Origin of the sequence: Salinicola aestuarinus, from assembly GCF_003206645.1 — a bacterium.
GTDB classification, from domain to species: Bacteria; Pseudomonadota; Gammaproteobacteria; order Pseudomonadales; family Halomonadaceae; genus Salinicola; species Salinicola aestuarinus.
In genome coordinates this window covers 167,097-190,301 of record NZ_PZJP01000017.1, presented here as the reverse complement: position 1 = coordinate 190,301, position 23,205 = coordinate 167,097, and the positions used below count along the sequence as shown (strand labels likewise).

The window sequence follows — 23,205 nt, the reverse complement described above, 5'->3', positions numbered from 1 at the left end:
TCACGGCTCGCGAGCGGCCGGTGTGGCTGCCAGAGAAGATGCCGGCGCCGCCAACGGGCGGGTGTCGCCGCGTCCCGGCGCCAGCTGGCGCTCCATGCGCTGGAGAAAAACCCGCATCACGCGGGTGTAAAGCGCCTCCTTGAGCACCACATCCTCGACGCCGGCGTCCAGATTGGGGTTGTCGTTGACCTCGATCACCACCACGCGTTCGCCGATCTGCTTGAGGTCCACGCCGTAGAGACCGTTGCCGATGAGCCGGGTGGCGCGTAGTGCCGCCTTGACGACCGCGGCCGGAACGTCGGCGGGATCATGGGTCGTGAAGCCGCCGCTGCGGGTCTTGCCGCTCGAATGATCGTAGATCTGCCAGTGACCCCGGGCCATGAAGTAGCGGCTGGCGAAGAGCACTTCGCCGTCGAGGACGCCGATACGCCAGTCGAAGTCGGTGGGCAGCCACTCCTGCAGCAGCAGCAGCGCGGAGGATTCGAACAGCTTGGGGGCCTCGGCCTCGAGCTCCTCGCGCGAGCGAATCTTGACCACGCCCTGGGAAAAGGCGCCATCCGGTATCTTGAGCACCAGCGGATAGTCGAGAGTGGCGAGCCGTTCGTCGAGGTGTTCCATGTCGCGGCGGTGCAGCAACTGGCCTCGCGGCGCCGGTATCTTGTGAGAGCCCAGCAGGGCGTGCAGATAGATCTTGTTGGTGCAGCGCAGGATCGACTGGGGGTCGTCGATGACCACGAGCCCCTCGTGTTCCGCCTGCTTCGCCATGCGGTAGGTGTGGTGATCGAGCCGCGTGGTCTCGCGGATGAACAGTGCGTCGAACTCCGCCAGACGTCCCGCATCCCGATGGGTGATCAGACTGACGTCGATCCCGAGACGGCGGCCGGCACGGATAAAGTGGCGCAGCGCGATCTTGTTGCTGGGTGCCAGCCTCTCCTCCGGGTCGACCAGAATCGCCAGATCGAAGCGGTAGCGTCGCCGCGCCCGCGGCGTGCGCCAGACCTTGGTCGAGTGCCGGTTGAGCGCGGCGGCGAACAGGTCCTGCTCGTCGTCGGCCAGTGCACTCAAGCCCTGCGGTGAGAGAGCGGTCAGTCGCCAGGCGCCGTCGCGCTTGGTGAGCGTCGCCTCCAGAATCGGATGCGGCAAGCGCTCGAACAGGCGGCGGGCGAGCTTCGCCAGTAGCGGTTCGCGGCACTCGCCGAAGATGACCCGAAACGTCTGGGGCTCGACGGCGAGCGCGCGGCGGCGATCGAGCTCCTGCAGCAGTGGCTCGATCGCCGCCAGCTGCAGGTCGATCAGCGTCTGGCGCGACAGCTGGTTGAGAATCTCGACGCTCGGCAGGACGCGCTGACGACGGGCCTCCGCCAGCAGCGACACGTAGTAACCGGTTTCGAGATAGTCGAGATCGCCGCAGAGGTTGATGACGTGGGTCGCTTCCTCTGGCGCGGCGGCACCGTCGAGCGCGAGAAAGTCTTCGGCGGTGATGAGGTCGTCCGAGGGGTAGTAGGGCGTCCAGTCGGACAGCCGGTCGACCACGATGCGCAGACGAGACATGTTGCGGTGACTCCTTTCGGGTAAGAACGACCTCGGTCAGGCCGACGAGACTAGGCGCAAGAATGCGACGACTCATGAGGAGCGACAAGCGGCCATCTGCGTGAAATAATTTCATCCCGCTTCGGGGCGGGCCCAGGAGACCATCAAGGCCCGTCGCGCTCGGCCATTCATCCCGTCAATCGCCGTGCGAACTGGCCCGACCCCGGTGCCACCGTGTCATCGATCAACCCAGCGAGTCCCTCATGCGCTTTACCTTGCGACAAGGCCAGCCCACCGATCGCGATGCGCTTCTCGCGCTGGAAGCGCGCGCCTTCGAAGGCGATCGTTTCAATCGGCGCCAGCTTGGCCACCTGTTGACGCGGGCCAATGCCGCCACGCTCGTCGCGGTCGACGCCGACGACGCGGTCATCGGCTACGCCACGCTGCTGTTTCGTCGCAACAGTGGCACGGCGCGGCTCTATTCGTTCTGCGTCGATCCCGAGCGTCGCGGCCTGGGCCTGGGGCGGCGTCTGCTCGACGCGATCGAGCAAGTCGCAGTGGCGCGTGATGCACAGCGCGTGCTGCTGGAGGTGCGCGCCGACAACCGCGTCGCCATGCGGCTCTATCGCCACACCGGATACGTCGCCCACCGCTGGCTCGACGACTACTACGAAGACGGCTGCGCGGCCTGGCGCATGGACAAGTCACTCGACAGTGATGCGCCGACCGAGCCCGTCACCGAATCCTGATACAGCACCCGCGCATCGGCGCGGGCGACCGGAGAACTGCAATGCCCTCTTTCGACATCGTTTCCGAATTCGACCGCCACGAGGCGACCAATGCCGTCGACCAGGCCAACCGCGAGATTCAGACCCGCTTTGACTTCCGCGGCGTCGATGCCAGCTTCGCGCTCGAAGGCGATACCGTCTCGCTCGAGGCGGACGCCGAGTTTCAGCTCCAGCAGATGCTGGACGTCCTGCGCGCCAAGCTGATCGGCCGCGGTATCGATGCGCGCTGCATGGAGATCGAAGACGCCCAGACCGCTGGCGTGAAGGCGCGCCAGCAGGTCAATCTCAAGCAGGGGCTGGAGCAGGCCGATGCCAAGGCGATCGTCAAGCAGCTCAAGGATGCCAAGCTCAAGGTGCAGGCGGCGATTCAGGGGGACAAGGTCCGCGTCAGCGGCAAGAAGCGCGATGACCTGCAGCAGGCGATCGCGCTGTTGAAGGGAGAGACCGGACCGGATCTGGCGCTGCAGTACAATAATTTTCGCGACTGATTGGCATTCTGGTCACCCCGGCGGCGTGCTAGCCGGCGCGAGAGGCGAGCAGCGCATCGCTGCCAAGCGCCAGCATGCTGAGATTGCCATACATGAAGCTTTCGTGAAGCGTCGTCAGCGGCGCGCCGGCCATGGCCCCGACACTCATCATGAGCGGCAGGAAGTGTTCCGGCGTGGGGTGGGTATGCCGCGCTCTGGGGGCCGTCTGCTCCCACTGCGCGAGCGTCTGGCGGTCACCGTGGGCAGCGACGTCGATGACCCAGTCGTGAAAGGCTTTTGCCCACGCATCCGGCGCGTCGTGTCGGGCGTGGCGGTCGCCCAGATTGTGGGTCGCCGCCCCCGAGCCGATCAGCATCATTTCGTGGGTGTCGACCCAGCGCCCGAGGGCGTCGGCGATGTCGAGGCGGCTGGCATTGTCGAGCTGCATGGGCACGCTGACCGGTATCAGCGGTACGTCCGCCTCGGGCCAGAGCAGCGACAGCGGCGACCAGATACCGTGATCCAGCGGTCTGTCGGGGTCGATGTGGGCGTCGATCCCGTCGGCGGCCAGGTCGTTTGCCAGCTCGCGAGCAAGGGCCGGCAGGCCCGGCGCTGGATACTGCAGCGCGTAGAGCGCGTCGGGGAAACCGTGGAAGTCGTGCCAGGTCCGCGGCTGTGGCGCAACGCCTAGCGTCAGTCCGGCAGTCTCGAAGTGCGCCGAGATCACCAGCGCGCCGCGCGGTTTGGGCAGGCGCTGCCCCAGCGCCTGGAGAAAATCTCGAGCGGGGTGATCGCTCAGCGTGAGATCGGGCGACCCGTGTGAGAGGTAGAGCACCTTGCTTTGTGGGGTCTCGCGTTGTGTCGTCTGGCGTTGTGGGGTCTCGCGTTGTGTCATGTTGCACTCCATCGGTCGGGCAATGGGCACAAGTCTACGCCTGGCCGTGCGCGGCACTAGCGGGCATCTGGCGAATGGACCTTTTCCCGATGGGCGTTAATCTTCCGGGGTTTCGGGGTCTCTCGCACGTCGCTGTGACAGGTCTGGCGCCGGCCCGATTGGAGCGCACGCCTCACGGTGGTTTACACTCTTTGAATGAACCGCGAGACGCGATTGGGCGGGGCGGTGTACCGGTTAAGGGAGGTCGGCATGCGTAATGCCATTTACGTCACACTGGCGGCCATCAGCTTTGCCCTGGGGTTCATCGGCCTGTTCCTGCCGATCATGCCGACGACCTGCTTCATGCTGGCGGCGGTCTGGCTCGCCTCGCGTGGCTCGCCTCGGTTTGCCAGCTGGATTCGTAACCACCCGCGCTTCGGTCCGCCGATCCAGGCCTGGGAGCGCGAACGTGCCATCCCCAAGCACGCGAAGATCATGGCGGTCGGCATGCTGACCGTCTCCTGCCTGATCATCGCCTTGACCGTTTCCATTCTGGCACTGAAGCTTGCGCTGATTGCCGGACTGTCGCTGCTGGCGGTGTGGATCGTGACCCGGCCACTGCCCAGCCTGCGCTGTCCCGTGCGCGAGCTCTGGCCCGAGGAGTCCTCTGCCGAGCGCCGCTGACGGTCGCTAGGCCTGAAGCAGCCCCCCCTTTCCATGGCCTCGGGCGCAAGCCGCGTGCGCCAATCTTTCGATGCTGCCCGACACCCTGGCCTTCACCGCTGAATGGCGCCGGTACCGTCACCCCTGAGCTCGAGATGAAGGTCCTCGACGGCTTCGGTGGCTGAGGCAGACAGGGTGTCAGCGCACGCCGGTTCGATATCGATCCCGTCAGCCGGGTAGAATGGCGAGTGTACTCGGCTCCGGCACCCCCTTTGCCGGGCTCGACTCTCATCCCACAAGGAGCGTCTTCATGTCGGCAATGCAAGCGACCTACCTCGAGAACTATCGGCCGCCGGCCTTTCGTGTGACTCACACCGAGCTCACGTTTGACCTTCACCCCTCGGCGACTCGGGTCAAGGCGCGACTGCGCATGGAGCGCCATCCCGATGCCGCTGTCGACGCTCCGCTGGAACTCGACGGTGATGGCTTGCGTCTGATCGACATTGCCATCGACGGGCAGACGCTGGCGCCAGGCGAGTACGTCACGAGTGACAGCGGCCTCAGCGTCGCGAGCGCACCGGCGCAGTTCCAACTCGATACCGAAGTCGAAATCGCTCCGGACGCCAATACCGCTCTCGAAGGGCTCTATCGCTCCAACGGCATGTTCTGCACGCAGTGCGAGCCGGAAGGGTTCCGACGCATTACCTTTTATCCCGACCGTCCGGACGTGATGGCGACGTTCTCCACCACGGTGATCGGCGATGCCGAGTCGCTGCCGGTGCTGCTCTCCAACGGGAACCCGGTGGAGCGGGGGGAGCTTCCCAATGGGCGCCACTTCGTCACCTGGGAAGATCCGCATCCCAAGCCGAGCTATCTGTTTGCGCTGGTCGCCGGTTCTCTGGAGAAGGTCGAGGACCACTACACCACGACGAGCGGGCGGGAAGTGCTGCTGCAGATCTGGGTCGAGGCGGAGAACCTGGACAAGACCGAGCACGCGATGGCGTCGCTGAAGCGCTCGATGGCTTGGGACGAGCAGACCTATGGCCGCGAATATGACCTCGACCGCTTCATGATCGTCGCCGTCAACGACTTCAACATGGGGGCGATGGAGAACAAAGGGCTCAACATCTTTAATTCGTCGGCGGTGCTGACGCACCCTCAGACCGCCACCGACGCTGCGTTCCAGCGCGTCGAGGGAATCGTCGCGCACGAGTATTTCCACAACTGGTCGGGTAACCGGGTGACCTGCCGCGACTGGTTCCAGCTGTCGCTGAAAGAGGGCTTCACGGTCTTTCGCGACCAGACCTTCTCGGCGGACGTGAACTCGGCCCCGGTCAAGCGCATCGAGGACGTGTCGTTCTTTCGCACGGCGCAGTTTGCCGAGGATGCCGGTCCGACGGCGCATCCCATCCGTCCTGACCACTACATCGAGATCTCCAACTTCTACACCCTGACCATTTACGAGAAGGGGGCGGAAGTCGTGCGCATGCTGCGTCATCTGCTCGGCTGGGAGGATTTCCGTCGCGGCAGCGACCTCTACTTCTCGCGCTTTGATGGTCAGGCCGTGACCATCGAAGATTTCGTCGACTGCATGGCGGAGGTCTCAGGGCTCGATCTGACGCAGTTCATGCGCTGGTACGCCCAGGCGGGGACGCCGGAAATCGACGCCCACGGCGAATACGACTACGCCACGGGCGAGTACCGGCTGCGCCTGGCCCAGCGCACACCGGCCACACCGGGGCAGAGCGAGAAGTTGGCGCTCCACATTCCGGTACGGCTGGGACTGGTCGGCACCAAGTCCGGCCACGACCTCACACTCAAACTTCAGGGTGAGGATGGCGAGCGTGAAACGCTCGGCAAGGATGCGGTGATCCACTTGCGCGACGCCGAGCAGACGTTCGTGTTCAGCGATGTCGAAGAGGCCCCGGTGCCGTCACTATTGCGCGGTTTTTCCGCGCCGGTGAAGCTTCGCTATCCGTACTCCCGCGAGGAGCTTGCGTTCCTGCTGACTCACGACAGTGATGGCTTCAACCGCTGGGATGCGGGCCAGCGACTGACCCTGCTGGCCCTCGACGACCTGATTGCTGCGCATCGCAATGGCGTCGAGAAGGTGATGGATGCGCGACTCGTCGATGCCTACCGCAGCCTGCTCAGCGAGCCCACCGACGACAAGGCCGTGCTGGCGGAAATGCTGACACTGCCGTCGGAGGCTTATATCGCTGAGCAGCAGCCGGTGGTCGACGTGGACGCGATCCACGCCGCCCGCGAGTTCGTGCGGCAATCACTGGCGTGGCAGCTGCGTGACTCGTTCCTCAAGGTCTATCGCGACAATCAGAGCGATGAAACCTATGCGCCGAGCCCGGAGCAGATCGCGCAGCGCAAGCTCAAGAATACAGCGCTTGCCTACCTGATGAGCATTGCCGACGATGAGGCGACGGCGCTTGCCGAGACCCAGTTCGAGCAGGGCGGCAACATGACCGACGTTCGCGCCGCGCTGACGCTGCTGGCGCACAGCGACCGGACGGAGCTTGCCGAGCCGGCGCTCAAGCGCTTCGGCGAGAAGTGGGCGCACGACCCGCTGGTCATGGATCAGTGGTTCTCGATCCAGGTCACCCGCCCGCAGGCGGACGTGCTCGAGCGCGTGCGGTTTCTGATGCAGCATCCCTTGTTCTCGCTGAAAAACCCCAACAAGGTGCGCGCGCTGATCGGTGCCTTTGCCCAGAACCGGGTCAACTTTCACCGGCTCGATGGCGCTGGCTACAAGCTGCTGGCCGATGTGGTGATCGAGCTCAACCGGCTCAATCCGGAAATCGCCGCGCGTATCATCACGCCGCTGACCCGCTGGCAGCGCTTCGACGAACAGCGTCAGGCGTTGATGAAGGCGGAGCTGGAGCGCATTCGTGCTGAAGATCTCTCGCCCAATGTCTACGAGATGGTCGAGCGGGCCCTGGCAGATGCCTGATAATCCCGCATCCTAGTCGTGCCGATCGAAGCCGCTCACCTCGAGCGGCTTCGTCACGTTAATGACGGCGAGTCACGCATCGGAGGATGCGATGAAGTCATCGAACGCTCATTTCTTCACGTCGTTGCTGATCTCGCGCCTCTCGGATCAGATGTTGCTATTTCTGGTCCCGCTGGTGATCTATCAGCTGACCGGCAGTGTCGCCTGGTCCGGTCTGGCGTTCTTTTTCGAGACCTTGCCGCGTTTTCTGGCGTTTCCCGTCTGCGGTCAGCTTTGCGATCGGTATCGCAACGATTGGCTACTCAGGTTGAGTCAACGCTGGCGCCTGGCAGCGTGCGTGGCCGCTATTCTGGGATATCTGGCGCTACCCGACGTAGCGTGGTTGATCGGGCTGGCAGCGTCGGTCGGCGTGTTGTCGACCCAGGGCGTCATGGCACGAGAAATGCTATTGGTGCAGGCCTTCGGTGCGGCTCGCTACGAGCGACTCATCTCGCAGGCGCAACTGTTCGATCAGGCGGGAACGGTACTGGGCCCGCTGGTGGCGGCGTCGCTGCTGGCGCGACTCGAGTGGGAGACCGTGGTAGTGGTGATCGCGCTCGGGTTCGCGGCGAGCGATCTCGCCGTCTGGCGTTGGCAGCGCGTGGTCAGGCCAGTGCTGCCGGTGCCACGCGCTAACGCCGCCAACGGGTATCGGGCGCTGCGGATCGCGGCTCGTCATCTCCGTGCGAGCCCCGCGCTGCCGGCATCGATCGGACTGGCAATGGCCGTCAATCTGCTGCTGGGGACGCTGCTGGCGACGGCGCCCGCCGTCGTGACAGGCGTTCAGGACCACGGCGAGGTCTACTATGGCATGTTGCAGGCGGGCGGTGCGCTGGCCACGGTCGGGGTGTTGCTGTTCACCGCAAGGTCGCTGATACCGCCGGACCGGTTGGGGCTGGTGGCCTACGTGGCGATGGCGTTGGGCGGTCTGATGGCGAGCGTGACGACGCTCTCGTCTCTCTATGCGCTCGGCTTTTTGCTGGTGATGGGTTTCGACAAGATGTTCAGTGTGTCGATTCGCAGCCTGCGCCGGCGGGTCATCCCGGCGGACGATTTCGGCAAGACGACCGGGCTGGTAATGATGCTCAACAACCTGACCCAGCCGCTGGGCGGGTTGATCGTCAGCGCGACGGCGGGGGGCATGGCGACCGGTTCGATCCTGCTGGCGGTCGCTCTCGTCATGGTCGTTGCCGGTGGGTTCATCGTCTGGGGTTGGCGAGCCCACTTGCTGCCCTCGCTGACTGGCCGTTGACAAGGGCCGCCATTGGCGGCCCGTCGGACAACAAGGAAGGCGCCTCCCGTGGCGGTTTCCGTCGGCGATGAGGCGGCAACGGCCGGTCGATGTGAAAAGGCCGCCGGGGCAAACCTCAGGTGAGGCTTTGGCTCAGCGCATCCACGGCGACCAGCGCATCGGCGATCTCCTCGGCGGTCAGGGTCGGGTCGAGATTCTTCAGCGTGTCGCCATCGCTATTGGCGAGTTTTCCGATGCGAACCAGCCGGTCGCGTTCGACCGTCTCGAGATGCATCTCGGCAAGCGTCGTCGGCATGCCGATGGCGCGATAGAAGCGCACGTAACGGGCGATCTCGGTGTCCGATCGCTGTTCCAGCACCATCTGCGTGAGCGTGCCGTAGGCGACCTTCTCGCCGTGGGTGAGATGGTGGATGTCACCGTCGATCGCGGTAAACCCGTTGTGAATGGCGTGGGCGCCGGCGAGTCCGGCGTTCTCGAATCCCAGGCCGGAAAGCAACGTATTGGCCTCCACCACGGCTTCCACGGCGGGTGTGACGACCTGGCGCTTGACCGCTTCGCAGGCGCTCAGCCCCCAGGTTAGCAGCGTTGTCTCGCAGGCTTCGGCAATCGCCATGCCGGCGATGGTCGGCGCGCCGCCGACCATCGATTCGGCGTGAGAGCGTTTGACCGCCTGTGCCTCGACGAAGGTGGCGAGGCCATCGGCGATACCGGAGGCAAACAGTCTGATCGGTGCCCGGGCGCAGACGAGCGTATCGACCAGCACCAGGTCAGGGTTGCGCTTGTAGAAGCGGTAGCTCTCGAAGACGCCGGCATCGGTATAGATGACCGAGAGCGCACTGCACGGCGCATCGGTGGAGGCGATCGTCGGCACGATCACCACGGGCTGATCGAGTTCGTCGGCGACTGCCTTGGCGGTGTCCAGAGTCTTGCCGCCGCCGAGGCCGATGACCAGCCGTGATCCCGCCTCCCGGGCCTGATCGGCCAGCCGCTGGATCTCGTTGTTGGAGGACTCCCCGTTGAAAAGCGCCTGGTGATAGCGAATGCCGGCGCTATCCATCGTCCGGCTCGTGCGATCGCCGATCAGCTTCCAGACTCGATCGTCGGCGATCAGAAAGGCGCTGTCGCCGAGTTCAGCCACCTGAGGACCGAGCTGGTCGAGTACGCCCGCCCCCTGAACGTATTTGCGCGGTGAGGCGTAGATGAACTGGCTCATGGTGACACTCCTTGTGAGAGGGGAGGACTTCACTATGAAGGGCAACCGCCGGCGACAGCCATCGATTCGGATGCGACGTTTCGACGCCGGTGGCCGGTCCGGCCAAGCGTTCTGCCAGGGGAAGCGATGAAAAAAGCCCGACGCGAGGGCGTCGGGCCTTGGCTATTTTCCAGATCGGGCGTAGGCGAGATCAGCCGTGATGCACGTACATCGTCTTGCTCTTCACATAGGCTTCGAGCCCGTACTTGCCGTCCTCGCCGCCGAGACCGCTGTTGCGATAGCCCTTGTGGAAACCCTGAACCGACTCGCCGCCGCCGCGATTGACGTAGATTTCGCCGAAGTCGAGCTCTCGCGTCAGCGCCATCAACTGTTTCACGTTCTGCGTGAAGACGTAGGCGGAAAGCCCATACTCCGAGGCATTGGCGTAGGTCATCGCCTGCTCGAAGCTCTCGACTTTCATGATCGGTGCCACCGGGCCGAAGATCTCTTCCTTCATGATGTCCATGTCGTTATCGACACCGGTGAGTATCGTCGGGGCATAGAAGTTGCCCTCATCGTACTCGCCGCCGGTCAGGCGGTGGCCACCGGTCAGCAGCTCTGCTCCCTGCTGCTGCGCGTGCTGGACCATGTCGTGGATCTTGTCGAGCTCGTCGGCGTTGATCTTTGGCCCCATGTCGACGTCTTCGTCGGTGAGCGGATTGCCGACCTTGAGGGCCTCGACACGCTGCTTGAAGCGTTCCAGGAACTGATCATAGATACCGGCCTGGACGTACATGCGCTCGTTGCAGGTGCAGATCTGGCCGCAATTGTTGAAGCGAGAGGTGATCGCCGCATCGACGGCCGGGTCGAGGTCGGCGTCGTCCATGACGATGAACGGTGCCTTGCCGCCGAGCTCGAGGCGCACGATCTTCAGGTGCTCGGCGGCGGCCTTGTTGATCTCGCGGCCACCGCGCACGCTACCGGTCATCGAAATCAGCTGCGTGATGGGGCTCTGGATCAAATGATTGCCGACATCCCGCCCGCGGCCATTGACCAGGTTGATCACCCCCTTGGGGATCCCGGCTTGACGTGCCAGCTCGACGATTTCGAGAGCGGTGAGCGGCGTCTCCTCGGAGGGCTTGAGCACAATGGTGTTGCCCGCGGCGAGCGCCGGGCCGAGCTTGCGGCCGATCAGCGCCGCCGGAAAATTCCACGCGGTGATGCCAACGACCACACCGTGGGGCACCTTCTGGATCCAGATCTGCTCGTCCAGGTCGTCGGCAGGGATGATGTCGCCCTCGAGACGGCGAGTGTTCTCCGCGGCGAAACGGATCAGGTCGCAGCACATGCCGACATCGGCGTCGGACTCTCCGAGCGGTTTGCCCTGCTCGGTAGTGATCAAGCGCGCCAGTCGGTCGCGGTTTTCCTGAATCAGATCCACCAGTTTGTAGAGATGGTTCGCACGCTCGACGGCTGTCTTGCGCGACCACGCGGGAAATGCGGCCTGCGCGGCGTTCAAGGCGCGGTCGGCCAGCGCCTCGTCGGCAAGAGAGACTCGCGCGATGGTGTCGCCGGTCGCAGGGTTGTGTATGTCCAGAGGTTCACCGCCGCCGGTTGTCCATTCACCGTCGATGAACTGGTTATAGAGATCGACGCCGTCCTGTTGGGATTTCATCGATGCAGCCATGGGTGGCCTCCTTGCTGTCGCGTCCCCTTGAGTCAGCGCTCAGGGGGCGGGTGATGCTCGCCGATCGGGCCGGCACTGCCTCGATCGGCGATTCATGGGGTTACAAAAATGGTAGACGCGCGCCACTCTCGCAAGTCGTGAGGCCAATGCCGATGGTAGGGGGCCTGTCGTCGGGGAAAGGTAAGCGGTTCGTCGCGGCGGAGGCAGTGTGAGCGCGGGCGCCAGCCGATGGTGCGCGCGGCGCGTGAGTCGGCGTGTGGAAGCGCGAGTGCCGAGGCAGTGATCGTACCAAGGCAGCGATGGAACTCAGGCAGCGATAATCCCGAAGGAGGAGGGGCGCTGTATCGAGCGCGGGGCTAGCGAATCAGCCAGCTCAGCACCAGCAGGCCGAGAAGCAGGCCGATGACACCGCCAATGATGCCGCCGCGAAACAGCGAACGAATGCCGTTGATCAGTAGCAGCACCCCGATGACCAGCACTGCGATGCTGAAGAGGGAGTCACTGATTCCGAGGGCCCCGGTGAGGCCATCGACGAAGCCGTCCATCGATTCCCATAGCCCCCCGAAAAGGCCATTGAGGGCTTCGACGATCGTGCGGATCACATTGCCGATGGCTTCGCCGAGCCAGTTGAAAAAGTCAGTCATCGTTTGCGTTCCTGTCGCTTGTTAGCAATCGCTAGGGTTGGCCGCCCTGCATCCTGCGGGCGGTTGTCGTGTCTGGCGCGATCAGCGGCGCGGGCTGTCCCATCGCCTCCCGAACCACTAAAGAGGAGCGGCATGCTGCTGATCCCGCAGCCACTGGATCTCCTCGGCCCAGATAGCGGGGTCGACGGTTTCGAGTATCAGAGGGATGTCATCGGTACGCGCGTCCTGCATCAGCGCGGTAAAGCCCGGGAGACCGATATTGCCCTGGCCGAGGCTGTGATGGCGATCGACGCGGCTGGCGAGGGCGCTCTTGGCGTCGTTGAGATGCATGCCGCGAAGAAAGCGCCGGCCCACCACCGCATCGAACGCATCGAGCATCGCCACCGCATCGTCGCCGGTTCGCAGATCATAACCTGCCGCGAAGGCATGGCAGGTATCGATACAGGCACCGACGCGGTCCTTGTTCTCCACCTGCTCGATGATTTCCGCGAGCTGCTCGAAGCGAAAGCCGAGGTTCGAGCCCTGTCCGGCGGTATTCTCGATGACGGCGACCACGGAATGGGTGGCGGCGTGCGTTTCATTGATCGACTCGGCGATCCTCGCTAGACAGTCGCTTTCGCTGATCTTGCGAAGGTGGCTTCCCGGGTGGAAGTTGAGCAGCTCCAGCCCGAGCTGCTCGCAGCGCTGACACTCATCGAGAAATGCCGCACGGGATTTCTCGAGTCCCTCGCGTTCGGGGTGGCCAAGATTGATCAGGTAGCTGTCGTGGGGAAGGATCTGTCCCGGGCCAAATCCCTGTTCTCGGCAGGCCGCCTTGAACGCGGCGATGGTGGTCTCGTCCAGAGGTTTGGCACGCCATTGGCGCTGATTCTTGGTGAACAGGGCAAAGGCGTTGGCACCGATCTCGACGGCTCGGCCGATGGCTTGGTCGACGCCACCTGCCGCGCTGACATGCGCTCCGATGGTTTTCATCTCACGATCCGCTAGTAATGGCGGCGCTCAGTCTAGCAGGCGGTGAACGCTGTCGTCGTGACGCGGCGCCCTCCGTCAAGGCTCAAGGGGCGGCGTTCACGAGCCGATAGTTAATTAAGATAAGAGGGGGCCACTCTCTGCCGGCTCTCTGTCTCACGATAATGCGGCCACCCGTCGCCACCCTGCCCCGAGAGGACAATCATGTATTCGCGCGTCTCCCGACGCGAGTTGCTGGGCGACATTTACCGCCGAGCCAACCGCGTGATGCAGTGTCTACTGGGACTGCTGCTGCTCATCTCCCTGGCGATGGCATCGATCCACGGCTTCTGGGGCGCGGCGCTGGTCATCGGTCTGCCGGCGACGCTGGTCCCCATGATGTTGATGCGCTGGCAGCCGACGCATCTTTTGACTCGGCTGATGGTCGCCGTGGGGCTCATGCTTCACGCGGGGTTACAGATCCATCTCCTGCTGGGGATGATCGAGGGCCATTTCGTCATCTTCGTGCTGCTCTCGGCGCTGCTGGCCTACCGGGACTGGCGACCGTTGGTGGCTGCCGCCGCCACCATCAGCGTGCATCATCTTCTCTTCTGCTACCTCCAGAGTCAGGGTCTCGGCATCTATGTCATGCCGGACTCCCACATGCATGCGTACCTGCCGATGGTGCTTATCCACGCGGCCTATGTGGTTGCCCAGACAGCGATTCTCTCATTGCTTGCCAAGCAGATAGAACGCGATGCCATCAGTGGGCAGGAGTTGGCGCGCTTGAGTACGCACATCGGGCGCCGCAAGGGGACGTTCGATCTGGGCTTTGACGATGCGCCGATGCGAAGCCGAGTGGGTGACGGCTTCAAACGCACCATGCAGGCAGTGCGCGCGACGCTCGGACGGGTGGGGACGACCCTGCATGAGGTAACGGCGGTGGCCCAAACCCTGCGGCAGGGCAACGATGAGCTCGCCTGTCGTAACCGCCGCCAGGAGGCAGCGCTGGAACGTACGCAGCAAAAGCTCGAGACGCTTGTCCGCTCCGTTCACGACAACAGCGAACGCTCGGGGCAGGCTAACGCCCTGGCCGCGGAGTCGGGCCAGGTCGCCGAGGACGGCGAAGCGCTTACCGCGTCACTCACTGACGCGATGCAGCGACTCGAGGAGGGGTCCCGGCGGGTCGCGGAGATTACCGACTTGATCGACAGTATCGCGTTCCAGACCAATATCCTGGCGCTGAATGCCTCGGTCGAGGCTGCTCGGGCGGGGGAGAGCGGACGTGGCTTTGCCGTGGTGGCCAGTGAAGTACAGGCGCTGGCGGCGCGCAGTGCCAGCGCATCCCGCGATATTCGAGAGCAGACTGAAATATCGCAACGTCAGATCGTCGAAGGGGCCGGCAGAGCTGGCGACGTTGCCCGGAATATGGCAGAGACGCTTGCCAGAGCCCGCACGCTGGCGGCCCTCATCGATCAGATCAGCCTGGCCAGCCGGGAGCAGGCGACCGATCTGGGAGCCGTCAGCGATGACATCGCGGATATTGGCCAGGGCACTCAGCAAAACGGTTCGCTGGCCGAGCGGGTGTCACAGGCGTCGGAAAAGCTGCAGCAGCAGGCACTTTCGCTACAGTCCGGTCTTGCGACATTCGAGCTCGGTGACCAGTCGATGCCCGACCCGCAAGTCCAGAGGGCGTCGCTAGACGGTCACACGCCGCGAGACGAACGCCGTCTGGGTGCTGCATGATGACGGGGCATCTATTGAGTCCTTCCGGGGTGAACCCTCGGGGTAAAGTCGGCGAGCGCCTCTGCCGATACTTCCAGAGCGGGATTGAACACGTTTGATCTCTGTTTTCCCACTCAGGAGTCCGCCATGGATACCGCTGTGAACGCTGTGGTCAGCAATGCGCTGGCGATGCAAAGTTTCAACCAAGGGCAGGAAGCGCAGAACAACCTGCTGAAACAGGCGCTAGACGGCAAAGAGGCGCATATGGATCAGCTGTTGTCGTCCGTCGAGATGCAGCCTTCGCTGGCATCGTCCGGTTCAGTGGGCACGCAGATCAACACCTTCGCTTGATCCCACCGCTCCCGCGGGCGCACCGCCCGTCGGGGGCATTTCCCCTCAATCAGTCTTGACCCCATTCCCCTTGGTCAGTCTCGACCCCGGGCTATCTGGCGAGTGGCCATGCGCCTCTCTGCGCTCTTTCATAACGATGGCACGGGTTTTTCGACAGTCCACTTCGCCGACAAATCATCGTGTCGCGTCATGGCGAAACCTGCGGGTCAGCTAAAGGGGGCGTTGGTACGACCGACTCGTTGTTGAAGGCGCTCAGCCAATACTGAAAACGGAGTGACTTCTCTTCCCAAAGTCGTCCGTCCCGGATTGACGCTCTGTCACGGTTCGCTTTAAATCAAAGTGTCGCTGAGTCACTGGGCTACGATCGACGGTATTCATCGTTGGTGCCCTGTTTTAAACCCCTCAAAGGTTGGCCCTCTCACCGATGGGGAGTGATAGTGATGATTCGACGATGGCCGCTATCGCGGGAAAAATCCGGCGAAACGCGCTTTTAAACGCTTCAGGGAGACCGATGAAATTCCAGCGCCCGATGTCACGAGGTCTCGTCAATACCGCGAATCATCGCGGTATGCGAGTTCGTGTGTGGGTGCGCGCTGGGAATTGAATCGACAACTTGGCCGCGACACGCTTCGCGGCCGATATCGGAAACTTCCTTTCTCATTATCTGCTGCAATGCCTGTCCGGCCTCCTTAATAACGGAGATCGGTATCATGAGAGTCAACACACTCTTTGCACGGCTTGCGACAGGGGTTAAATCTCGCCGAATGGGTCGAGATAATCACATGCCCGTTTCCCAACTTAATGACTATTGGCTTCGAGATATCGGTCTGCGCCGAGAAGCACATGGGGTCGTTTCCCGCTTCGGCACCGAGTTTCAATCTGCGCTCGACAAAAACGATGAAGGTCGTGCAGCGAGAAACCTGGAGGTCGTGACGGCTCCGGCGGCGGCGCGCCAATCCGCGATACGGTGTCCACGCTGTGGAGCCGTCGTGACTTAGCCGGGCCCCGGCCACAGGAAGTGGTCGGGGCTTTTTCGTTCAAGTGAAGGCTGGAGAGATTGGGGTGGCGAAAGTGGGACGTGTCCGTAGGGCGTCGTCGTCAAACGGATCGGGTCAGTACCCTGGGCCAGGTTTCGATTTTGCCGGCAGGTCATTTTTGTATCGAGCGATCGTCTCGTGCGCCGCCTGGCAGAACATCGAGACGTCGATACCCACGGCAATGAAATCGAAACCCCATTCGGCGTAGCGTCTGGCATCGGCTTCCGCCGGGGCGAGAATGCCGGCGCGCTTGCCGGCGCCATGCGTGGCTCGCAGCACGCGGCGAATCATCGCTTGAACGTCGGGGTGGCTGGGATTGCCGACATGACCCGCATCGGTCGAGAGATCCATCGGGCCGACAAATACGGCGTCCACCCCGGGGGTCGCGGCGATCGCCTCGGCATTCTCCACACCGTTGCGCGATTCGATCTGAGGGATCAGACAGAGTGCCTCGTGGGCGTGAGCCATATAGTCGGTCACGCTGTCCCAGCGTGTCGCGCGAGTGAGACCTCCGCCCACACCACGGATACCCTGCGGCGGATAGCGGGTCGCCGCGACGAGGCGAGCGGCCTGTTCGGCGTTATCCACCATCGGGATCATCAAGGTCTGGGCGCCGATGTCGAGCAGCCGCTTGATCAGCGCGGGATCCTGGCTGACGGCACGTACTACCGGGGCGCAGGGGTAGGGCGCGACGGCTTGAAGCTGTGCCAGGATGCTCTGCACCGTATTCGGCGCGTGCTCCCCATCGATGAGCAGCCAGTCGAAGCCTGTCGTCGCGAGAATTTCCGTGGCGTAGCCGGTGGCGAAGCCGGCCCAGCAGCCGTATCGAGTCTCGCCGTCCAGCGAGGCGGTGAAAAGATTGGCGGGAAGTTGCACGAATGAAATCCTCGATGGCAGAGCGTTGCGCCCGGCGGGATCGCCACGCCGGGCCGGCACCGCTGACCGGGTTAACGGGCGAGATTCATCTCGCCCATGATGTTGCCGAACTTGGCGTCGTCTTCGGCCATCAAGGCGGCGAAGTCGTCGGCATCTCGCCATACGACACCGTAGCCCTGTTTCGCCATGAATGCCTGATAGTCATCGCTGTCGTAGGCCGTTTTTAGCGCGTCCTGCAGTGTCGCGACGACTTCGTCCTCCATGCCCTGAGGGCCGACGATGCCGCGCCACGCGCCGAGCGTGAAATCGCTGCCGATCTGCTCCTGCAGTGTCGCGACGTCGGGAAAGTTCTCGAGTCGTTCGGGGGTCATGACGCCAAGACTGCGGATTTTGCCGGCATCGATCATCGCCCGCGCCTCCGGCAGTGACGATGCCACCAGATCGACGCTACCCGAGGCGAGCTCGGTCATCGCCGGCGCCGAGCCCTGGCTGGGAATCCAGGTGATCTTGCCGGCCTCGATGCCCTGATCCATCAGCAGGCCATTCAGGGCCACGTGCCAGATGCCACCGAGGCCGGTGCCGGACGCGGTGTAGGTGCCCGGCGGCTCGCTTCGCACAGCCTCGAGAAACGCCTCCATGCCGTCGTAGTCGGCGTCGTTCTCGACCGAGAGGCTGGCGGAGTCGAAATTGATCTGCGCGATCGGCGTGAAGTCCTCGTAGGTTAGGTCGGTCAGGCCCTGCCAGTGCATCATCGCGACTTCCACCGTCGCCAGGCCAAGGGTGTAACCGTCGGGTCGGGCGTTGGCGATGGCGGTGTGGCCGACCACGCCGCTGCCGCCGGTGCGGTTGACGACGTTGATCGTCTGTCCGAGCTCGGCCTCGAGTGACGAGGCGATGATGCGGGCCGTGGCATCGGTGCCGCCACCGGCCGACCAGGGCACGATCAGCGTAATCGGTTTTTCCGGATAGTCGGCCCAGGCCGGGAGGGGCAGGCTGCAGGTGGCGAGCAACAGAAGCGTAGGCAGGCGTTTGATCAGCATCGGGGCACGACCTCGAGGGCAGAGCTGGCGCCGTTCGGCAGCGATCGTCGCCAGTGGAGTGGACAAGCCTCTTCTCTCTTAACAACTGCCGGGATTCGCCACAATTGCGCCATCGTCTAACGTGCCCCGCTACCGGGTGGATTGTGTCGGCACCGGCCGGTGTTCGAACACCCGCCGGAGCACAAAGCTGGTGTGCGCGCCCGTCACGCCCTCGATTCGGTTGATGACATGGAGTAGTAGGTGCTGGTAATCGTCCATGTCCCGCACCAGAATCTTGAGCTGAAAGTCTGCGGCCTGCCCGGTAATGATCAGGCACTCGACGATGGCGGGGATATCGCGAACCTGACGTTCGAAATTGTCGAACCTCTCTGCCGTGTGCAGATCCATTGAGATGTGCAGCAAGGCCATCAGGTCGTAGCCCAGCGGGCGAGAGTCGACCACGGCGCGGTAGCCGAGTATCAGTCCGTTGTCCTCAAGCGCCTTGACGCGACGAAGACAAGGCGAGGGCGAGAGGCCGATACGCTCGGCGAGTGCCTGGTTACTGATGCGGCCATCGCGCTGGACGATATCGAGGATGGCGCGATCGAAACGATCGAGTGTTAGCGGCTGCGGGGCGGGCATAAGCAGTCTCTGCCTGAGCAAATGGGTTCGGCGACATTTTATGCCAACTAACGCGCTTGGCGAGCCGAATTCGCAAGATACTATCGCCGCCGAGCCGATATACTGAACCCACTGCCACAAGCAGCCCGGCGTCGTCAGCGCTACCCCGCTGGCCGCGCCCTTGCTTCGCCGCCATAAGCCGGCGCTGGAATCGAATCCTCAATACTCAGGAATTTTTGCCATGTCTGCCTTCGATCATCGCAAGTACCGTCCGGCACCCCGCGTTCCCGCTTTCGACCGCCAGTGGCCGGATCGTGATCTCGATCACGCGCCCATCTGGGTCAGCGAAGACCTGCGCGACGGTAATCAGGCGCTACTCGAACCGATGAGCGTCGAGCAGAAAAAGCGTTTTTGGCATCAGATCGTCAAGGTCGGTATCAAGGAGGTCATGGTCGGCTTCCCCTCGGCCAGCCAGCCGGATTTCGATTTCGTGCGCTGGCTGATCGAGGAAGAGCAGATTCCCGACGACGTGACCATTGCGGTCCTGGTGCAGTGCCGCGAGCATCTCATCGGAAAGACCTTCGAAGCTCTGGTCGGCGCCAAGCGCGCCATCGTGCATCTCTACAACTCGACCTCCACCACGCAGCGCGAACGCGTGTTCGAGATGGACCGGGGCGGCATCATCGATATCGCCGTGCAGGGGGCGACCTGGGTCAAGACCTACGCCGAGCGATATCCGGACGTTGAGTGGCGCTTCGAGTACACGCCGGAAAGCTTCTCCAGCACCGAGATCGATTTCTCGCTGGCGATCTGCGAGGCCGTCATGGACGTGTGGCAGCCCACGCCGACGCAGAAATGCATTCTCAACCTGCCGACGACGGTCGAGGTCGCGGGGCCTCACCACCATGCCGATCAGATCGAGTATTTCTGTCAGAACATCAGTCGTCGGGACAGCGTGATCATCTCCGTTCACACGCACAACGACCGGGGGGGCGCAGCAGCCTCCGCCGAGCTTGCACTGCTGGCCGGCGCCGAGCGGGTCGAGGGCACACTGCTGGGTAACGGCGAACGCACCGGCAACATGGATATCGTCACGCTGGCGATGAACCTCTACAGCCAGGGCATCGATCCGGCACTCGATCTCTCCAACCCCGACGAGATCATTCAGGTTGTGCAGGAGTGCACCGGTATCGCCATGCACCCGCGGCATCCCTGGGTCGGCGAGATGGTCTACACCGCCTTCTCCGGCAGCCACCAGGATGCGATCCGCAAGTCGCTCAAGAAACAGCAGCCCGACGAGCCGTGGCAGGTGGCTTACCTGCCGATCGACCCGCGAGACATCGGCCGTGATTATCAGGCGGTGATTCGTGTCAACAGCCAGTCAGGGAAGGGGGGCATGGCGTTCCTGCTCGAGCGGGATTACGGCATCAGTCTGCCGCGCTGGATGATGCTGGCACTGGCGCCCTACGTTCAGCAGGAGAGTGAAAAGCGAGCCAGCGAGATTTCCAGTGAGATCGTGCGCCAGGTGATGTTCGATAACTTCCAGCGTGAGGCACCGCTGTCGCTGGCGGACTACCGCATTTCGAAAGGCCGGGAAGAGGGGATCGAGGTCACGCTGTGGCAGGGCACCGAGACGCTGCGGCTGTCGGGAAGTGGCAACGGCGCGATGTCCTCTTTCACCGACGCCTGGCAAAAGCACTCCGGCATGAGTGTCGGCATTGTCGACTACAGCGAACATTCGCTCGGCGGCGACAGCGAAGCCAACGCGATCGCCTTCGTCCAGCTCAACGTCGCCGGCCAGCGCATCTGCGCGGTCGCCGAGGACAGCGACACGGTCAGCGCTTCCCTGAAAGCGGTGATTTCGGGCATCAACCTGGCCAACGCGCAGACGGCAAGCACGATGCGGGAGCTCGAAACGAGCGAGTAACGCGTGACGCATCGAGTCGACTGTCAACCGGGAGGCAGAGCCCGGCAGAGGTCAGTCAGCCTCGATGATCAAGCAACGACACCAACACGGCGCCTTCGGGCGCCGTGTTGCGTTACAGGCTTGCTGCGGGTTTCAGAACGCCGCCAACGCAATGACAGCGGTGATGATTGGCTAGGGGTAACTGCCTGGCAGTAACACCCGCAGATCGGTCGTCAGCGGCAGCTCGAAGCTGGTGGCGCCCAGGATGGATCGATCATCGATCCGAACGAGTCGTGCGTTGACGAACAGACGGTCCTGCGCCTGGGCGTAAGTGCCGACGAGAACCGAACTGGCATCGTAATCCTGTCCCAGCCGCTGGACGTTGCGTGACAGGATCAGCTCGCCGGTATTCTCCTCGATATAGAGGCTGTCGCGCAGTTTGACCTCGATGACGTGCAGGTCAGAAGTGACCAGACGCGAGACGAACATTTCGCTCACCGTCCGCCCCAGCGTGGAGGATTGCTCGAGACGGTCGACGTCAACGAACGTTGTGGCGACGATTGGCGTCAGGTCATCGCTATGGCCGTGGATGTTGTCGATCAACGCTGCCGCGGCGACGTCGACGCGCTCCAGGGTGGTCGGTGGCGGCTGGCGGCTGGTCGACTCCAGCATCGAGCAGCCGGCCAGGGCCAGCATCAGCAGCAGCAGCGGCGCGACTCGTCGACCGGCGGTCAAAACGGACATGGCGGAACTCTCTATTCGGGCTTTTACCATTGTGACGACACGCCTAGACGCCCCCGGCGATCATCCTGACCGTACTGATCACTGTCGCCGGGGTTGATGTAATAAAGGTTGGACGACGAGTAGAGCAACGTCTGATATTCGTCTGCCTGGACCGTGATAATCACCTCTCGGTTGCTCTCCGAGGTCCAGCTACCGCTGAAGAGATCGACCAGTCCGGCGGCCGGGATCAAACCCAGCGCCGGCTCTGACCAGTGATTGAAGGGAACGGTCGCGACCGCGATCCCGGCTGCCAGCGTGGTCAGTGCGCCCTGGGGCGGACGAATCGGCTGACGATCTCGGTGCGTGACGACCTGGACATCGAACGTCACCGCAATGGCGGCATCGGCGGTCGTGCGCACGACGGCGCCTTGCCTGACCAGCTCGCTGGTCAGCAGTGAGCGAAAACCTTGCGCGAAAGCGGTCTCGGTTTCCGGCGGCTGAATGTAGAGCGCGCGCTGACGAAGCTGGCGGTCGGCGATGATGGCCTTGGCCTCATGCCGGGCTAGCACCTCCCAGTGGTGGGCGGCCTGCATGCGCTGCTGCGTGGTCGCTGGATAGGTTGTCGCCAGCGGCGCCTGGGAGGTGTTGATGCCGAAGCAGCCGCCCAGCAGCGGCAGGCCGCAAAGCAGTGCCCAAGTTTTCAATGACATGTCTAATGAGGTCCCGTCCGATCATCGGTGCATCTTTATATTCTTGGCCATCGGGGGTTATCGGCTGGCGCCTCCTTGGCTTGAGCACGATGTGCACGCGCTGGCTCTCCCGACGACGCGGACAAGGTGTCGAGTCGGTGCCGGAGTGAGGTGTCAGGCCCAGGGGCAGGGCGAGTTTTGCGTCGATCAGGAATCGCGGGCGCGCAGACGGTCAGTCTCGGTGGGCGACGATCGATAACGACACGGCGCCCCGAGAGGCGCCGTGTCGCGTCGGATAACGCCGGGTTGTCAGCTGTCGCTGCGGATCTGCGCGTGGCTGATCAGAGCGAAGATGAAGGTGCCTCCAACGACATTGCCGGCCAGTGTCGGCAGCCCGAATCGAAACAAGTAGTCCCCCCAGCTCGCCTGCCCCGAGAAAACCATGTAGAGAACTTCGGTAGAGCCAACGATGATGTGGGTGAACTCGCCGATGGCCACGAGGTAGGTGACGATCAAAATCACCCAGATCTTGGCGTGGCCGGCGGAGGGCAGTAACCAGACCATGGTCGCGATCATCCAGCCGGCGATGATGCCCTTGGCAAACATCTCGGTGGGCGTATTCTCGAGCACGTGCTCGCCGAGCGTGATGAAGGCTTCGTGCGTCGGCGTCGAGAAGATCGGCAGGGCGAGGATCGCCCAGGCGGAGATCGCCACGCCGACGAGGTTGCCGATCAGTACCACACCCCAGAGGCGCAGAAGCTGCATCAGTCGAATGACACGCGGGCGGCTCATGACCGGGATCACCGCCGTGACCGTGTTTTCGGTGAACAGCTGCTGGCGGGCCATGATCACGACCAGAAATCCCACCGTATAGCCCAGCGACTCGACGAGGAAGCCGATATCGCTGTCCGGCAGGTGCGCATGCAGGATGCCCTTGGCCAACATCGAAAAGCTCATCGATAGACCGGCTGCCATGGCCGACCAGAAAAGCGCTGAGATCGTACGCTCCAGCTCCTTCTCACCCTCCTCGCGAATCGATTTGTGGACGGCGGCGGCGTGGGAGGGGAGCTCTCCCTCGTCGTGCTTGAGGTCGTGTTCGTCCTGGTCCTGGTTTGGGTCTTTCACCCGGCTGGGTGGCGTAAGATTGTCGACTGGTGACAAGTGAGCTTCCTTATTCTGACCAAAGTCCGTTGAGTGGCAGTGCCATTGTCG

At 63.3% G+C, this 23,205-nt stretch carries 20 protein-coding genes; 8 read left to right on the top strand and 12 right to left on the bottom strand.

Features of this window, described 5'->3' with window-relative positions; genetic code table 11:
- Positions 1 to 1,551, bottom strand: coding sequence for a RimK family protein (locus DOM41_RS16200; RefSeq protein ID WP_110687888.1), 1,551 nt, complete (start codon positions 1,549 to 1,551; stop codon positions 1 to 3).
- A 242-nt stretch (positions 1,552 to 1,793) separates the two neighbouring features.
- On the opposite strand from DOM41_RS16200, the gene DOM41_RS16195 reads away from it, so the two are divergent.
- On the top strand, positions 1,794 to 2,279 hold the full coding sequence (locus DOM41_RS16195) for a GNAT family N-acetyltransferase (protein WP_110687887.1): 486 nt from the start codon (positions 1,794 to 1,796) through the stop codon (positions 2,277 to 2,279).
- A 41-nt stretch (positions 2,280 to 2,320) separates the two neighbouring features.
- Positions 2,321 to 2,806, top strand: a complete 486-nt coding sequence (locus DOM41_RS16190; RefSeq protein WP_110687886.1) for a YajQ family cyclic di-GMP-binding protein — start codon at positions 2,321 to 2,323, stop codon at positions 2,804 to 2,806.
- A gap of 28 nt (positions 2,807 to 2,834) precedes the next feature.
- Here DOM41_RS16190 and DOM41_RS16185 read toward each other — a convergent pair whose 3' ends face one another.
- On the bottom strand, positions 2,835 to 3,680 hold the full coding sequence (locus tag DOM41_RS16185; protein ID WP_157956966.1) for a DODA-type extradiol aromatic ring-opening family dioxygenase: 846 nt from the start codon (positions 3,678 to 3,680) through the stop codon (positions 2,835 to 2,837).
- A gap of 249 nt (positions 3,681 to 3,929) precedes the next feature.
- Between DOM41_RS16185 and DOM41_RS16180 the strand changes: the two genes are divergently transcribed.
- From DOM41_RS16180 to DOM41_RS16170, 3 genes are all read left to right on the top strand, one after another.
- Positions 3,930 to 4,343 (top strand): YbaN family protein, encoded by a 414-nt coding sequence (locus DOM41_RS16180; RefSeq protein WP_110687884.1) that lies wholly within the window; start codon positions 3,930 to 3,932, stop codon positions 4,341 to 4,343.
- Between the two features lie 289 nt (positions 4,344 to 4,632).
- Positions 4,633 to 7,284 (top strand): aminopeptidase N, encoded by a 2,652-nt coding sequence (pepN, locus tag DOM41_RS16175; protein WP_110687883.1) that lies wholly within the window; start codon positions 4,633 to 4,635, stop codon positions 7,282 to 7,284.
- Positions 7,285 to 7,375: 91 nt separating this feature from the next.
- Positions 7,376 to 8,575, top strand: a complete 1,200-nt coding sequence (locus DOM41_RS16170) for an MFS transporter (RefSeq protein WP_157956965.1) — start codon at positions 7,376 to 7,378, stop codon at positions 8,573 to 8,575.
- Between the two features lie 115 nt (positions 8,576 to 8,690).
- Here the strand turns inward: DOM41_RS16170 and DOM41_RS16165 are convergent, their stop codons facing one another.
- From DOM41_RS16165 to nfo, 4 genes are all read right to left on the bottom strand, one after another.
- Entirely contained in the window at positions 8,691 to 9,788 is a 1,098-nt protein-coding gene (locus DOM41_RS16165; RefSeq protein ID WP_110687881.1) for a glycerol dehydrogenase, read from the bottom strand.
- A gap of 190 nt (positions 9,789 to 9,978) precedes the next feature.
- The gene (gene aldA, locus DOM41_RS16160; protein ID WP_245391881.1) at positions 9,979 to 11,454 is read right to left on the bottom strand and encodes an aldehyde dehydrogenase; all 1,476 of its coding nucleotides are present in this window, start codon (positions 11,452 to 11,454) and stop codon (positions 9,979 to 9,981) included.
- Positions 11,455 to 11,810: 356 nt separating this feature from the next.
- The gene (locus DOM41_RS16155; protein WP_110687880.1) at positions 11,811 to 12,098 is read right to left on the bottom strand and encodes a hypothetical protein; all 288 of its coding nucleotides are present in this window, start codon (positions 12,096 to 12,098) and stop codon (positions 11,811 to 11,813) included.
- Between the two features lie 117 nt (positions 12,099 to 12,215).
- Positions 12,216 to 13,070 (bottom strand): deoxyribonuclease IV, encoded by an 855-nt coding sequence (gene nfo, locus DOM41_RS16150; protein ID WP_110687879.1) that lies wholly within the window; start codon positions 13,068 to 13,070, stop codon positions 12,216 to 12,218.
- 201 nt (positions 13,071 to 13,271) lie between these two features.
- On the opposite strand from nfo, the gene DOM41_RS16145 reads away from it, so the two are divergent.
- The gene (locus DOM41_RS16145; RefSeq protein WP_110687878.1) at positions 13,272 to 14,792 is read left to right on the top strand and encodes a methyl-accepting chemotaxis protein; all 1,521 of its coding nucleotides are present in this window, start codon (positions 13,272 to 13,274) and stop codon (positions 14,790 to 14,792) included.
- A gap of 126 nt (positions 14,793 to 14,918) precedes the next feature.
- Entirely contained in the window at positions 14,919 to 15,122 is a 204-nt protein-coding gene (locus DOM41_RS16140) for a hypothetical protein (protein WP_110687877.1), read from the top strand.
- A gap of 1,112 nt (positions 15,123 to 16,234) precedes the next feature.
- Here DOM41_RS16140 and DOM41_RS16130 read toward each other — a convergent pair.
- The 3 genes from DOM41_RS16130 to DOM41_RS16120 form a co-directional block, all read right to left on the bottom strand.
- Positions 16,235 to 17,035, bottom strand: coding sequence for an HpcH/HpaI aldolase family protein (locus DOM41_RS16130; RefSeq protein WP_110687875.1), 801 nt, complete (start codon positions 17,033 to 17,035; stop codon positions 16,235 to 16,237).
- A 71-nt stretch (positions 17,036 to 17,106) separates the two neighbouring features.
- Entirely contained in the window at positions 17,107 to 18,075 is a 969-nt protein-coding gene (locus DOM41_RS16125; RefSeq protein WP_110687874.1) for a tripartite tricarboxylate transporter substrate binding protein, read from the bottom strand.
- 129 nt (positions 18,076 to 18,204) lie between these two features.
- Entirely contained in the window at positions 18,205 to 18,696 is a 492-nt protein-coding gene (locus tag DOM41_RS16120) for an Lrp/AsnC family transcriptional regulator (RefSeq protein WP_110687873.1), read from the bottom strand.
- Between the two features lie 220 nt (positions 18,697 to 18,916).
- Between DOM41_RS16120 and DOM41_RS16115 the strand changes: the two genes are divergently transcribed.
- Positions 18,917 to 20,602: a 2-isopropylmalate synthase gene (locus DOM41_RS16115; RefSeq protein ID WP_110687872.1), complete on the top strand. Its 1,686-nt coding sequence runs from the start codon at positions 18,917 to 18,919 to the stop codon at positions 20,600 to 20,602.
- 171 nt (positions 20,603 to 20,773) lie between these two features.
- On the opposite strand, the gene DOM41_RS16110 is transcribed toward DOM41_RS16115, so the two are convergent.
- The 3 genes from DOM41_RS16110 to DOM41_RS16100 form a co-directional block, all read right to left on the bottom strand.
- Positions 20,774 to 21,325 (bottom strand): FlgO family outer membrane protein, encoded by a 552-nt coding sequence (locus DOM41_RS16110; protein WP_110687871.1) that lies wholly within the window; start codon positions 21,323 to 21,325, stop codon positions 20,774 to 20,776.
- Between the two features lie 23 nt (positions 21,326 to 21,348).
- A complete protein-coding gene (locus DOM41_RS16105) occupies positions 21,349 to 22,014 on the bottom strand; it encodes a PIN domain-containing protein (protein ID WP_110687870.1) in 666 nt (221 codons plus the stop codon).
- Positions 22,015 to 22,302: 288 nt separating this feature from the next.
- Entirely contained in the window at positions 22,303 to 23,154 is an 852-nt protein-coding gene (locus DOM41_RS16100; protein ID WP_110687869.1) for a formate/nitrite transporter family protein, read from the bottom strand.
- Between the last annotated feature and the right edge of the window lie 51 nt (positions 23,155 to 23,205).